The sequence below is a fragment of the Endozoicomonas numazuensis genome, from assembly GCF_000722635.1.
Lineage (GTDB): Bacteria > Pseudomonadota > Gammaproteobacteria > Pseudomonadales > Endozoicomonadaceae > Endozoicomonas_A > Endozoicomonas_A numazuensis.
This window is the reverse complement of record NZ_JOKH01000009.1, coordinates 137,975-151,208: the sequence shown is the minus strand read 5'-3', so window position 1 is coordinate 151,208 and position 13,234 is coordinate 137,975. Positions and strand designations below refer to the sequence as shown.

Sequence of the window (13,234 nt, the reverse complement as noted above, 5' to 3'; positions counted from 1 at the left end):
AGTAAGATAGGTTCTTCACGATCAATAATAAATAGATGCAGGAGAAGAATAATGAATCGTGGAAAGGGTGGTATGTCAGGCATCTTGTCTCTGACAATCAAAGACTCTTCTTCTCTCTACTCATCCTATATGCCGTTTATAACCGGTGGCGGGTTGTTTATCCCGACTTCAAAGCGTTATTCATTGGGGGATGAGGTCTTTATTCGTCTGACTCTGATGGATGAGGTAGATAAATTACCGGTTCCGGGCAAGGTTGTCTGGATTACTCCCCAGGGTTCGTCCCGCATGGCCGGTATCGGGGTTCAGTTTACCGATCCCACGGATGCGGTGAGAACAAAAATAGAAACTTATCTGGCAGGTGCACTTCAGTCTGATCGCGAAACCAGTACCATGTAATGGTTGAGTGATGATGATTAAAAGATCATCTGCACGGACGTTAAAAAACAACTATATGACTAAGTGGTCGTACAGTTATGTAAGATTAATCTTGATTCTTTAGTCTAATACCGAACCTGATTCTCTGGTATGTGGTACTGAATTTCTGTGATTATCACCAGAAAGTTCAGGGTGTTCGGAATATGGGTAACCGGGAAGATATATCTGCCGGTGAACTGTGCCTGGGTTGCCTGTTGGATGGCGCTGAAGGCGCTGTTGGCTTTGCAGGCAGAGCTTCCTGTCCTCCGGGCAGTCAGTTTGCTAATACTCAAACACCGATAGAGCCTGCCACAGATCCTGTGATTGCAGTAAATCCGGATACGCAGTCAGAGTCGGTGGGCCCAAATAGCGGAGCTGCTGGTCTGGTTAGTAATGTGATTGGAATGGTTCTTGCTTTTGTTCTAGGAGGCTGACCGAGAATAGCGTCCGAGCATAAAATTCAGTGGAAAAGATGGCCGTTCTTTCTGGGTTTTAGGCCGGGCTGTCTATTCTCGGTCAGGCTCCTAGTGGTGGCTGCTCTGAATTGATGGAGTGACTTTAACAAGGACGCCTGGGAATCTGACAAAAATAGAGTGATCTGTGGCGATGACTATCTATTATACGTTTCCTCATCCAGGCTACCTTCCCACTTCGCTACTATTACAGCCGCCAGGCTGTCACCGGTAATATTGAGTGTTGTACCGCTCATTTCAAACAGTTGGGCCACTGCCGCTATGATGGCCAGAACCATCAGTGGGATGCCAAGGCTTTCGAGTAGCAACGTTAAAGACAGCAGAAAGGCGCCCGGGATTCCTGCAGCACCAATGGCTGATACGGTGCTGATGGCAATAATCAGCAGATAGTCATCGAAGGTAAGGTGAAGGTTGAAAATCTGGGAAGCAAAGACTGCGATCATCGTCAGGTTGATCGCCAGCCCGTTCATATTAATGACGGAACCCAGAGAGAGCACAAATCGGCTAATGGGTTTACTGACACCCAATTGATTCTCGGTCACTGACATGTTTACGGGCAGTGTGGCTGAACTGGAGCCTGCTGTGAAGGCCATGATCTGCGGCGCTATCATTTTGCGAAAGAAGGTTCCCGGAGACAGCTTCATACACATCAGGACAGTGCTGAAACCTGCCACCATGATGAGGGCCGTTAATCCCCAGGTGATACCCACCAGAGTGGTCAGTTCGCTGATCAACACCAGATTGCTATTAGCAAAGTTGTCGGCAGCCAGAGCGAAGATGCCCAGTGGGGCCAGCTTCATGATCAGCTTGATCATTTGATTGACCACCATCGCTGATGTTTCCAGAAAATCAATTAATGGTTTTCCTTTTTCACCGCTCGAACGAATACCGGCAGTCAGCAGGCAGGAGAAGAAAACAGTAGCCATTACTTCTCCATGCATCATCGCTGCAATGGGGTTTTCCGGAATGATTTTATCAGCCAGGTCAGACAGTTGAGGCAGTTGTGCGGTAGGTTGGAAGTAATTCGGTAGAACGGAGTAATAACCCCAGCTGTTATTGAGCAGCTGGCTGATGATCAGTGTAATGATCGAGGTCAGTGCCATACTGCCAAGAAATATGACCAGGGTCTTCAAAGCAATTCGTTTCATTGAATCGACTTTGCTGAGTTGCAAAATGCCATTGGCAATGGAGAAAAAGATCATCGGTATGACCAGCATCTTGATGACCTTGATGAAGATGACACCCAGAGGGGCCAGAAAATCAGAAAGTTCGGGTATTAAAATTCCGGTCACAGCGCCGAGCAGTAAAGCCATGAAATAATTTGGCCACTGGACATTCAAGCGGGAGATGCTGACAGATTGAGACTGCATTTTTCTGATTCTGGGTTGATCTGTTCTATTCTAGGAATTGGATGCTAGCTTTGCGTCGTTTAAAAAGATAGTCGCATAAATACTGAGTAATGTGGGTAGCTTAATTGGGTGATTGTCAGGGCAGGAGGGCGCTTATAGCTTCCCTGAGGAAAGGGGGTAATGAATGAGGTATGATAAAGAATGACCTCTTTTAATATTGCTGAATTAAATACGACCTATCATGCTGATTGATTCCCATTGCCATCTCGACCGCCTCAAGCTTGATTGTTATGGCGGTGACCTGGAAAAAGCACTTAACGCAGCCCGTCAGGTTGGTGTTGAGAGGATGCTCTGTGTCGGTATTGATCTTGAGCATGCCGATGCTGTGATTCATCTGGCTGAAACCTATCAGGATGTTTATGCCTCAGTTGGTATACACCCCCTGGAGAAAGACGCAGCGGAGCCGGACCTGCAGACCTTATTAGACTATGCCCGTCATACAAAGGTGATCGCCATTGGTGAGAGTGGTCTTGATTATTACTACTCGGCAGATAATAAAGCGGTACAGCAGGAGCGATTTAAAATTCATCTTCAGGCGGCAGCGCAATCACAGCTACCTATTATTGTTCACACCAGAGATGCCAGAAAAGATACGCTGGATCTCATACGTCAGCACGGTAACCTGGATAGAGCGGGTGTATTGCACTGCTTTACCGAAAGCTGGGAAATGGCGAGAGAGGCGATGGAGCTGAATTACTTCATTTCCATTTCCGGTATTGTCACCTTTCGAAATGCCGCTGAGTTAAGGGAGGTGGTTAAGAAAGTCCCTCTGGACCGTCTTTTGATTGAGACAGATTCTCCTTACCTTGCGCCGGTACCTCATCGTGGTAAATCAAACGAACCTCGCTACTTGCCCGACGTAGCTAAATGTGTGGCAGAGTTAAAAGGCATTTCTGGAGAAGAGCTGGCCGAAGTGACATCTGAAAACTTTTTTCGACTTTTCCCCAAAGCCGCATCCTGCTAAAAACCACTCCCAATGGCTCATCTTTTCGATGGGTCATGTCTTTCATATTTATTCATCGTGCACTTTAGCCCGGAAAATTAGCCCGGAAAATTCACAAAGCCGCTCTGACCAAGAAAATGACTGCTGAAACACTGGGATGTTCGTTTTCTGATGTGTACGAAAAGCTTGATACTTAGAACGGGGAAGAACCAATTTCCGGGCTTGTCTGGTGTTCGGGTCTGATGAATGCTTCGGTCAGGACGTGCCTGAAACCGATACCTTTATTCGTCGAGTTATGGCTGAAAATTCAGGTATTCAACCGTTTGATCAGTTTTTATGATTCGCGATAGCGATACATTACTCATTTTTGGTTGAACGTATAATGGTAACTGCTTTAAACATTAAGGAATTCCACGGTCATTCGGCTATAGCATATCCAAGAGACTGTCTTTATAATTGCGCCACCATTTTTTCTATGGTGAGCCGTTACGGCCACATAACGATGAGTTGATGTGCGATTGCACTTGAGTCTCAGCTATGCAGCACGAGACTTGAGGCCAGTTTATCGTCAGTTTGCCTGAATCAGAATATACACAATCAGGACTCATTCCATTGGAGTGAAGTCTTTTTTGCTGTGTATTCGATTGAGGCAGAAATCAGAGCTTTTGTTCTGACTTCATGTTGAATGAAGGCTGGATATTCAGGGTTATATTGGTCAGTTGTCGGTTATCACCGGAGAGGCGGGTTTTTCCGGACCTGAAAATTGATTGATTAGGCGAAAGGTATGATCAAAATCAAACAGGGGCTGGATCTTCCGATTACAGGAGCGCCTGAACAAAGCATATCGGAGGGCCGAGCGGTTCGCTCTGTCGCTGTGATAGGCTTTGATTACGTAGGTATGAAACCTACTATGGCGGTTGCTGTCGGAGATCGAGTTAAGAAGGGGCAAGAGCTCTTTACCGACAAGAAAACACCGGGCGTGCGCTACACTGCGCCTGCTGCCGGTGTTGTTGCTGCGATTAATCGTGGCGAGAAGCGTATTCTTCAGTCAGTTGTCATTGATGTTGCCGAGAGCGACAAAAGGGGTAGCGAAGAAGTGGCTTTCCCTGAGCACAAGCCTGAAGCACTGTCTGGCTTGACTGCCGAGCAGGTAGAAGAGCAGTTGAACGACTCTGGACTTTGGACTGCCCTGCGCACCCGTCCGTTCAGTAAAGTGCCTGCCCTTGGCTCACGTCCAAATTCTATTTTTGTGACAGCCATTGATACCAACCCTCTGGCAGCTGATCCTGAAGTGATCGTCAGTGAACATGCTGAAGCGTTTGAACAGGGTATTAATATCCTGGGTAAACTCAGCGGCGGCAAGATCTTCCTGTGTAAAGCACCGGGTGCTCGTATTCCTGCTGGCATCGCGACGGCAGAAGAGTTTGACGGTCCTCATCCTGCAGGACAGCCCAGCACCCATATCCACTTCCTGGATCCAGTGAATGCCGAAAAAACCGTTTGGCAGATCAACTATCAGGATGTCATCGCTGTCGGTAAATTGTTTACTACCGGTAAACTGTTCACCGATCGGGTTGTTTCTCTGGCGGGCCCTCAGGTTGAGAAGCCGCGTCTGGTTCGTACCCGTGTGGGTGCCAACATCGAAGAGCTGACGGCAGGTGAACTGAAAGAAGGTGATAACCGTATTATCTCTGGTTCTGTGTTTGGTGGTCGTACTTCAAAAGGCTCCTTCGCATTTCTGGGGCGTTATCACACACAGGTTTCCGTTCTGGAAGAAGGCAATGAACGTCTGTTTATGGGTTGGGTCAACCCGACCGTGAACCGTCATTCCGTCTTGAACGTACTGACTTCGGGTCTGAGCAGAAGCAAACTGTTCAACTTCACTACCACCACCAACGGTGGCGAGCGTGCAATGGTGCCAGTCGGTCAGTATGAAACAGTCATGCCTCTGGATATCCTGGCGACTCAGTTGCTGCGTTCGATTGTAGTGGGTGATACAGAAATGGCCCAGAAACTGGGTGCTCTGGAACTGGAAGAGGACGACCTGGCATTGTGCACTTACGTGTGTGCCGGTAAGTATGAATACGGTCCCATCCTGCGCGACAACCTCACCCGTATCGAGCTGGAGGGCTAACAGATCATGGCTTTGAGAAAACTCCTCGACACGCTCGAGCCCCACTTTATCAAAGGTGGCAAGCACGAGAAGTGGTATGCACTGTTTGAAGCAGTGGATACTTTGCTTTATACCCCACCCAACAAGACGCACAATACTGCTCACGTTCGCGATGCGATCGACCTGAAGCGTATGATGGGCCTTGTCTGGCTTTGCACCTTCCCAGCCATGTTCTTTGGTATGTGGAATGTTGGTTTTCAGGCTAACACTGCGATTGCCGGTGGTCTGGCTGCACCTGCTGACTGGCATGGCGCACTGATCAGCCTGTTGGCGGGTCACGATCCTGCAAGTCTGTGGGATAACTTCATTTATGGTGCGGTCTTCTTCCTGCCTATTTACGCTGTGACATTCTTTGTCGGCGGCTTCTGGGAAGTGCTGTTTGCCGTTGTTCGTGGTCACGAGGTCAACGAAGGTTTCTTTGTGACTTCTGTGCTGTTCGCCCTGATTGTTCCACCTAGCATTCCTTTGTGGCAGGTGGCTCTGGGTATTTCCTTCGGTGTGGTCATCGGTAAGGAAGTATTTGGTGGTACAGGCAAGAACTTCCTGAACCCGGCTCTGACAGGTCGTGCCTTCCTGTTCTTTGCTTATCCAGCCCAGATTTCCGGTGACCTGGTGTGGACCGCTGTTGACGGTTTCTCCGGTGCCACTGCGCTGAGTCTGGCTCAACAGGGTGGGATTGATCAGATAGTTTCCAACGGTATCACCTGGTTCGACGCATTCCTGGGTACTATTCAGGGTTCTGTGGGTGAAACTTCAACACTGGCCATTTTCATTGGTGGTGCTGTGTTGCTGGCAACCCGTATTGCTTCCTGGAGAATCGTGCTGGGCGTGATGCTGGGTATGGTGGCTACCTCTACCCTGTTCAACGGTATCGGCTCTGACACCAATATGATGTTTGGTCTGCCCTGGTACTGGCACATGGTTCTGGGTGGTTTTGCCTTCGGTATGATTTTCATGGCCACTGATCCGGTGTCAGCTTCCATGACGAACACTGGTAAGTGGTTCTTTGGTGCCCTGATCGGCATCATGGTAGTTCTGATTCGTACTGTAAACCCGGCTTACCCGGAAGGTATGATGCTGGCTATCCTGTTTGCCAACCTGTTTGCGCCGCTGATTGACCACTTCGTGGTTGAAGCCAACATCAAGCGTAGGGAGGCTCGTGCCTGATGGGTAACGATAGTATTAAGAAGACGTTATTTGTAACGATTCTTCTCTCTCTGGTGTGTTCTGTAGTGGTTTCTGCAGCCGCAGTATTCCTGAAGCCACAGCAGACAGAAAACGCCCAGCTCGACGTTCAGCGCAACATTCTGAGTATCTCTGGTCTGGCTAAAGACGCCAAGGCTCTGAGCAACAGTGAAGTCGCTGAGCTTTACAAGCAGATTCAGCCTCGCCTGGTCGATCTCAAGACGGGTAAATTCGTTGAGAAAACACCGGAAGGTCAGACTGCAGTCAACTACGACCAGCGTGTAGCCGCCAAAGTTGCTGATGAGTCCCGTGCCCTGAAAGGTGCTGAAGACATCGCCAGTATCAAGCGTCAGGCTGATATCGCCAAAGTGTATGTCATTGAGAAAAATGGCAAACTGGAGACCATCATTCTGCCGGTTCACGGTTATGGACTGTGGTCAACCATGTATGGCTTTATGGCACTGGACAGTGACCTGAACACCGTTAAGGGTTTTGGTTTCTATGACCAGAAGGAAACTCCGGGACTGGGTGGTGAAGTTGATAACCCGATCTGGAAAGCAAAGTGGCCTGGCAAAAAAATCTACGACAACAAAGGTGTAGTAGAAGCAGGCCTTGTTAAGGGCGGAGCAGATCCGAAGTCCCCTTACAAGGTAGATGCATTGTCCGGTGCAACATTGACCAGTAACGGTGTGACCAACCTGATTCATTTCTGGATGGGCAGCGAAGGCTTCAAACCGTTCCTTACTAACCTGAAAGCGGGGGATGCATAATGTCTGAGAAGACTAAAGATATCCTGCTGGAACCGGTCGTTAACAACAACCCCATTACCCTGCAGATTCTTGGTATCTGCTCGGCGCTGGCGGTGACCACCAGCATGCAGGTCAGCCTGGTTATGGCTTTGGCGGTAATTGGCGTAACAGCCTGTTCCAACCTGGCCGTATCCCTGATTCGTAACTACATACCTAACAGCATTCGAATCATCTGTCAGATGACCGTTATTGCTTCTCTGGTAATCGTGGTGGATCAGATTTTGAAAGCTTACGCTTATGACATCTCCAAACAGCTGTCAGTATTCGTAGGTCTGATTATCACCAACTGTATCGTAATGGGTCGTGCCGAAGCCTTCGCTATGAAGAACGGTCCCAAACTGTCTTTCCTGGACGGTATTGGTAATGGCCTGGGTTACGGCGCGGTTCTACTGATTGTTGCTTTCTTCCGTGAATTGTTTGGTGCCGGAAATCTGTTCGGTATTGAAATTCTGAAGACCGTCAACAACGGTGGCTGGTATCAGCCTAATGGTCTGATGCTGCTGGCTCCCAGTGCGTTCTTCCTGATTGGTCTGCTGATCTGGGTCATTCGCAGTCGCAAGCCGGATCAGGTTGAAGACAACGAGTTCAAGATGGCTCCCAACACCCAGTTCAGCGAGGCCCACTAAGCCATGGAACATTTCATCTCACTTTTTGTGAAAGCAGTGTTCGTGGAAAACATGGCATTGGCTTTCTTCCTGGGCATGTGTACCTTTCTGGCAGTGTCCAAGCAGGTAAAAACAGCTCTGGGTCTGGGTGTTGCAGTAGTAGCGGTACTGGCCATTACTGTGCCCATCAACAACCTGATCTATCAGAACATCCTGAAAGATAGCGCGCTGGCAGCCGGTATCGATCTGAGCTTTTTGGGTTTGATCACCTACATCGGTGTTATCGCAGCCCTGGTTCAGATTCTGGAAATGTTCCTGGACAAGTTTGTACCGTCTCTCTACAACGCGCTGGGTGTATTTCTGCCGCTGATTACTGTGAACTGCGCCATCATGGGTGCTTCCCTGTTCATGGTTGAGCGTGACTACAGCCTGGGTGAGTCTGCGGTATATGGATTGGGTGCTGGTGTTGGCTGGGCTCTGGCAATTGCCGCCCTGGCCGGTATCCGTGAAAAGTTGAAGTACAGTGACGTACCTCCGGGCCTGCAGGGTCTGGGCATCACCTTCATTACTGTAGGTTTGATGTCGCTGGGCTTCCTGTCATTCTCCGGCGTACAGCTGTAAGGAGATCGCGTAAATATGGATTCTACAATCGTATTGGGCGTAGTCATGTTTACCGTTATCGTGCTGACGCTCGTAGCGGTAATTCTGGCAGCTCGCTCACGACTGGTCAGCACCGGTAATGTGACCATTAATATTAATGAAGACGCCGAAAAAGCAGTCACCACTGCTGCCGGTGGCAAGCTACTGACAACCTTGTCAGGCGCGGGCGTCTTCCTGCCATCTGCCTGTGGCGGTGGTGGTACCTGTGCACAGTGCAAGTGTAAAGTACTGGACGGTGGCGGTGAAATGCTGCCTACCGAGCGTTCCCACTTCACCAAACGTGAAGAAAAGGAAGGCTGGCGCCTGTCCTGTCAGGTGAACGTTAAGCAGGACATGGAAATCGAAGTTGAAGAAGAACTCTTCGGTGTTAAAAAGTGGGAATGTGAAGTTGTTTCTAACGACAACGTTGCTACTTTCATCAAAGAGCTGGTTCTGAAACTGCCTGAAGGTGAAAACGTAAACTTCCGAGCCGGTGGTTATGTTCAGCTTGAAGCGCCTGCTCACACTGTTGAGTACAAGAACTTTGAGATTCAGGACGAGTACCGGGGGGACTGGGACAAGTTTGACCAGTGGAAGTACATTTCCAAGGTGAACGAAGAGACCATTCGTGCCTACTCCATGGCTAACTACCCTGAAGAAGAAGGTATCCTGAAGTTCAATATCCGTATCGCTTCACCGCCTCCGGGTACTGACTTTGAGCCAGGCAAAATGTCTTCATACGTCTTTAACCTGAAACCAGGTGACAAGATGACCGTTTACGGACCATTCGGAGAATTCTTCGCGAAAGAAACCGACAACGAAATGGTCTTCGTAGGCGGTGGTGCAGGTATGGCGCCTATGCGTTCTCATATTTTTGACCAGCTGAAGCGTTTGTCTTCGACTCGTAAAATCTCTTTCTGGTACGGTGCACGTTCTTTGCGTGAAGCCTTCTACGTAGAAGAGTTTGACAAGCTGGCTGAAGAGAACCCTAACTTTACCTGGCATCTTGCTCTGTCTGATCCTCAGCCAGAAGATAACTGGGAAGGCAAAACCGGCTTTATCCACCAGGTACTGTTCGACAACTACCTGAAGGAGCACGTTGCGCCTGAAGACTGTGAGTTCTATATGTGCGGACCTCCCATGATGAACGCTGCGGTCATCAAGATGCTTGAAGATCAGGGCGTTGAGCCTGAAAACATCCTGCTGGACGACTTTGGTGGTTAATCCATCGGTCTAAAGCGGTGTTGCTTGGGGGGCTCAGGCATCCCTGACAAAAAACCGGTGATACTCTCAGGAGTACACCGGTTTTTTTGTTTTACTCATTTGATGTGCCTCACGCTGTTTGCAATGCCGGGCATTATACCAATCCTATTTTCTAACTACGCTATTGCGCTGGTAATCTGAACGCCAGCCCTGCGTTGGAACTCCTCGCAATAGCCTGGCTATTATACCAATCGCACTTTCAAAATCCCCTAAATCCCCTATTGTGCAGCCATTTGAGTCCAATATTCTGCGTTGGGGATCGTCGCCATAGCTACGGCTATGACTCCTCACCCCGCCTTTATGCCCTGTGGGTATTGCCTATTGGACTCAAATGGCTTGCTCATAACGGGGTTTGAAAGTTTGATTGGTATTACTCGTCGTTCCGCCTTGTTCTGTCATCCAGCTTGCCATGCTCATTACGGTAGTTAGAAAGCACGATTGGTATTACAAACTTACCTACCTTGCAATTTTATCATTTAGAAACCCCTGCACAGGCAGTAATGCTCAATCAAGCTACAATGAATCATTTAAAAATGAACATTAATTTTTATTTTTATTTTTATTTGAGGGTCGCTATGTTGAGATGGCGCTGCTTGCTCCTGTCACTGGCATTACTACTAATAAGTAATTCGGTTAACTCTGGCGGAGTTATATATTTTGACGATATTAATAAGGTCCCCTTGCCGTTACAGTCATTAGCGAAACACGTAGCTGAGAAATGCAGAACTGATTCTGTACATTTGTTCATGGCCTTTTTAATACCTGGACATATTTACCTTTTCTGCCCACATCCAGATACACCGACTCTCTTAGACAGCATACGTACCTCACCTGAAGTTGCTGCTAATCCGGCGTTTAGCCTCTTAACGAGTTTGCAGAATGGTTTTCTTTATCAGCTCCATCTGACAGAAAGTGGCACTCTGAATGGAGTTACCCAGAGCTGGCTTCAGCCTCAACCTCTACCTCTACCTCTAGCTCTAGCTCTAGCTCAGCCTCAACCTCTACCTCAACCTCAACCTCAACCTCAACCTCAACCTCAACCTCAACCTCAACCTCAACCTCTACCTCTACCTCTACCTCTACCTCTACCTCTACCTCTACCTCTACCTCTACCTCTACCTCAATCTCAACCTCAGCCTCAGCCTCAGCCTCAGCCTCAGCCTCAGCCTCAACCTCAGTCTCAACCTCAACCTCAGACTCAACCTCAACCTCAGACTCAACCTCAGCCTCAGTCTCAACCTCAGTCTCAACCTCAGCCTCAACCTCAACCTCAACCTCAGCCTCAGCCTCAGCCTCAGCCTCAACCTCAGCCTCAACCTCAACCTCAACCGAATGAGCCTGTTTCACAGCCTCAAAACGATGACCAGAAACCTCCTGAAGATAAAGCTCTGGAAGAAAACCCGTCACCAAAAGAAGAGATCGTGGAAGAAAAAAAATCGTCAAATCCACCCTCTGAACCAATATTACAGGATGATCCTCCTCCAAAGGATAAGCCTGTAAAGGATAAGCCTGTAAAGGGTAAGCCTGTAAAGGGTAAGCCTGTAAAGGATAAGCCTGTAAAGGATAAGCCTGTAAAGGATAAAGAGACACCTAAAAAAACGAAAAACAGTCAACTCAAGAGGACTAATGTTTTCAGCAATCCTGTAACGGATTATGCAGAAACTGATTTTATGCCAATAGATGATTTTCCGGACCCCGATGATCCCGTCGCAATGGAAGCGTATAAAAGAGCACTTGGGATCAGCGACTCGCCCGCTAGTCATAATACAGCTACATCTGTACCGCCTATTCCTCCAGCGACAGTTTCGACAGCAAGCAGTTTATATAATGAAGATAAACCACTAGAGTCCCCCGATCGTTTGTTTACAAACAGTTCAGAGAAAAAAACCCTCGATAATACAGGTACTGGATATAGCCTTACGTCTACAAGTACTGAGACTGACTTAGTGGGGGGCGATGACGACATAACTGCAGGTGAGTTTGTTCAGGCTGCGATTGATCCAGTGATTGATCCAGTGATTGAAAGTGGTGAGGATAGTGAAAATAAAGAACGACAAACGACCTCAACACAAGAGAGCGAAAAGGTTGAAAGTGAGACTGAGCTGTTGAGCAAAGTGATTTTGAATGAGCTACTAACGAACGATATCATTTCTGACAGCTTTAATGGTCAGCCACTGAAAGATCAGGAACCCCTCATGCCTGTCGGGAACACAGGTGAACACCTTGATCAACGTTCAAGCTTAAGCACTGAAAGCGGCACTGACCTTCTCAAAACCGGGACAGTTGCTGCAGCAAAAGTCGCTCAACAAAATAACCCGTTCCAGCTCCCCAGAATTTTCAAAAACCGCGTATCATACCTGGCTATTGGGGGTGTATTTATTGCCTGTGCTGCTTATGTGATTCCCCGGTTACTTTCCTTGCCTGAACTTTCTGATTCTGAAGATACTCAACCAAAGTCTTATGGTCGCTGGGAGGCTGTAGCGCAGTTGTATGCTGAAGCGGGTCTATCTGCCGAAAAGTATGCTGAAGGCTTATTGCTATTAGAGACCCTTAAATTGTCTCAGCCTATGAGCTTTTACCATTTCAGTACTTTTTTAATAGATGATCAGGATCAACCTGAGTCCCGTTGGACGATTGCAGGCTCACATCACAACCAGTCGCTCACAACGAGCGAAAGGCACAAGGCAAGAATGCTGATTAAGCCAGATACCAGAGGCTTTTTTAACACACTGACGGATCGAGCTTTCACTCAGTGGTTTGTAGCATTTATTCTCGATCTGCCTGAAGGGATTGATCTGACCCGGGACTGGAAGAGAACTCAGGCTGCCATGGCCTGGCATGCAAGTTTCTGGTTTGAATACCAGAAGGGGCTTGCAGGAACTGTCTTTAATCCGGTTGCCTGGTCGGGAATGTCGCTTCGAAAAGCAGGGAAATATGTTCTTGCAAAGATATTGACGCGGCCAGTTGATGACAGCCTTGTTCGCAGACTGGTATTAGCCATTGAGCCAAAGCAACCCTACACATCAACTTATAAGCCGACCCCCTCAGAAGCGGTTTTAGACATACTGGACCTTGAGCCAAGTAAAACCCAGACTGCTCCTCTTTCGTTTCTTATCACTGCATCAAAAAAAGCCAACAAACCATTGTGGGTGATTTCAATTCAATAGGGGGTTGCATAACTGTAGTCGTTTATTTCAGTCTGGCTGATTCAATTCTTCAGTTTCATGCGTCGAATCATAGCTGAAATCTTTTGGTGAGATAGGTTCTCTATTCTTGTAAAAAGTGATTTCAGCGTTTTCTCCTTGATTTGTCTTCTTTACG

12 protein-coding genes are annotated in these 13,234 nt (G+C 48.1%); 10 read left to right on the top strand and 2 right to left on the bottom strand.

Translation table 11 applies throughout. The annotated features are described in order from the left end of the window. Positions 1-51: 51 nt before the first annotated feature. Together GZ78_RS24795 and GZ78_RS24790 are read left to right on the top strand one after the other, a co-directional pair. Positions 52-396, top strand: coding sequence for a PilZ domain-containing protein (locus GZ78_RS24795; RefSeq protein ID WP_034842398.1), 345 nt, complete (start codon positions 52-54; stop codon positions 394-396). Positions 397-578: 182 nt separating this feature from the next. Beyond that, positions 579-848 carry a hypothetical protein gene (locus GZ78_RS24790; RefSeq protein ID WP_152558933.1) on the top strand — a complete coding sequence of 90 codons (270 nt, stop codon included), beginning with the start codon at positions 579-581 and terminating at the stop codon, positions 846-848. Positions 849-1,024: 176 nt separating this feature from the next. On the opposite strand, the gene GZ78_RS24785 is transcribed toward GZ78_RS24790, so the two are convergent. Further along, the gene (locus GZ78_RS24785; protein ID WP_034842393.1) at positions 1,025-2,257 is read right to left on the bottom strand and encodes a dicarboxylate/amino acid:cation symporter; all 1,233 of its coding nucleotides are present in this window, start codon (positions 2,255-2,257) and stop codon (positions 1,025-1,027) included. 220 nt (positions 2,258-2,477) lie between these two features. On the opposite strand from GZ78_RS24785, the gene GZ78_RS24780 reads away from it, so the two are divergent. The 7 genes from GZ78_RS24780 to nqrF all read left to right on the top strand — a co-directional run bounded on the left by GZ78_RS24780 (position 2,478) and on the right by nqrF (position 9,874). Then, on the top strand, positions 2,478-3,260 hold the full coding sequence (locus GZ78_RS24780; RefSeq protein ID WP_034842388.1) for a TatD family hydrolase: 783 nt from the start codon (positions 2,478-2,480) through the stop codon (positions 3,258-3,260). A gap of 763 nt (positions 3,261-4,023) precedes the next feature. After that, positions 4,024-5,373, top strand: a complete 1,350-nt coding sequence (locus GZ78_RS24775; protein WP_034842385.1) for a Na(+)-translocating NADH-quinone reductase subunit A — start codon at positions 4,024-4,026, stop codon at positions 5,371-5,373. Between the two features lie 6 nt (positions 5,374-5,379). After that, complete coding sequence (locus GZ78_RS24770; RefSeq protein WP_034842382.1) at positions 5,380-6,579, top strand: NADH:ubiquinone reductase (Na(+)-transporting) subunit B; 1,200 nt, start codon at positions 5,380-5,382, stop codon at positions 6,577-6,579. After that, entirely contained in the window at positions 6,579-7,367 is a 789-nt protein-coding gene (locus GZ78_RS24765) for a Na(+)-translocating NADH-quinone reductase subunit C (protein WP_034842381.1), read from the top strand. Before GZ78_RS24770 ends, GZ78_RS24765 begins: the two co-directional genes overlap by 1 nt. Beyond that, positions 7,367-8,032: an NADH:ubiquinone reductase (Na(+)-transporting) subunit D gene (locus tag GZ78_RS24760; RefSeq protein ID WP_034842378.1), complete on the top strand. Its 666-nt coding sequence runs from the start codon at positions 7,367-7,369 to the stop codon at positions 8,030-8,032. Before GZ78_RS24765 ends, GZ78_RS24760 begins: the two co-directional genes overlap by 1 nt. Before the next feature lie 3 nt (positions 8,033-8,035). Then, the gene (gene nqrE / locus GZ78_RS24755; protein WP_034842376.1) at positions 8,036-8,632 is read left to right on the top strand and encodes an NADH:ubiquinone reductase (Na(+)-transporting) subunit E; all 597 of its coding nucleotides are present in this window, start codon (positions 8,036-8,038) and stop codon (positions 8,630-8,632) included. A gap of 15 nt (positions 8,633-8,647) precedes the next feature. Continuing rightward, entirely contained in the window at positions 8,648-9,874 is a 1,227-nt protein-coding gene (nqrF, locus tag GZ78_RS24750; protein WP_034842374.1) for an NADH:ubiquinone reductase (Na(+)-transporting) subunit F, read from the top strand. Positions 9,875-10,843: 969 nt separating this feature from the next. Here nqrF and GZ78_RS30095 read toward each other — a convergent pair. Continuing rightward, positions 10,844-11,356 (bottom strand): hypothetical protein, encoded by a 513-nt coding sequence (locus tag GZ78_RS30095; RefSeq protein WP_201772795.1) that lies wholly within the window; start codon positions 11,354-11,356, stop codon positions 10,844-10,846. On the opposite strand from GZ78_RS30095, the gene GZ78_RS24740 reads away from it, so the two are divergent. After that, on the top strand, positions 11,335-13,080 hold the full coding sequence (locus GZ78_RS24740; RefSeq protein WP_034842371.1) for a hypothetical protein: 1,746 nt from the start codon (positions 11,335-11,337) through the stop codon (positions 13,078-13,080). The genes GZ78_RS30095 and GZ78_RS24740 overlap by 22 nt on opposite strands. The last annotated feature ends 154 nt before the right edge of the window (positions 13,081-13,234 follow it).

Excerpts from the sequence above, each read along its gene's own strand:
- GZ78_RS24795 (WP_034842398.1), top strand. The coding sequence starts at position 52 with ATGAATCGTGGAAAGGGTGGTATGTCAGGCATCTTGTCTCTGACAATC.
- GZ78_RS24790 (WP_152558933.1), top strand. The coding sequence starts at position 579 with ATGGGTAACCGGGAAGATATATCTGCCGGTGAACTGTGCCTGGGTTGC.
- GZ78_RS24785 (WP_034842393.1), bottom strand. The coding sequence starts at position 2,257 with ATGCAGTCTCAATCTGTCAGCATCTCCCGCTTGAATGTCCAGTGGCCA.
- GZ78_RS24780 (WP_034842388.1), top strand. The coding sequence starts at position 2,478 with ATGCTGATTGATTCCCATTGCCATCTCGACCGCCTCAAGCTTGATTGT.
- GZ78_RS24775 (WP_034842385.1), top strand. The coding sequence starts at position 4,024 with ATGATCAAAATCAAACAGGGGCTGGATCTTCCGATTACAGGAGCGCCT.
- GZ78_RS24770 (WP_034842382.1), top strand. The coding sequence starts at position 5,380 with ATGGCTTTGAGAAAACTCCTCGACACGCTCGAGCCCCACTTTATCAAA.
- GZ78_RS24765 (WP_034842381.1), top strand. The coding sequence starts at position 6,579 with ATGGGTAACGATAGTATTAAGAAGACGTTATTTGTAACGATTCTTCTC.
- GZ78_RS24760 (WP_034842378.1), top strand. The coding sequence starts at position 7,367 with ATGTCTGAGAAGACTAAAGATATCCTGCTGGAACCGGTCGTTAACAAC.
- nqrE (WP_034842376.1), top strand. The coding sequence starts at position 8,036 with ATGGAACATTTCATCTCACTTTTTGTGAAAGCAGTGTTCGTGGAAAAC.
- nqrF (WP_034842374.1), top strand. The coding sequence starts at position 8,648 with ATGGATTCTACAATCGTATTGGGCGTAGTCATGTTTACCGTTATCGTG.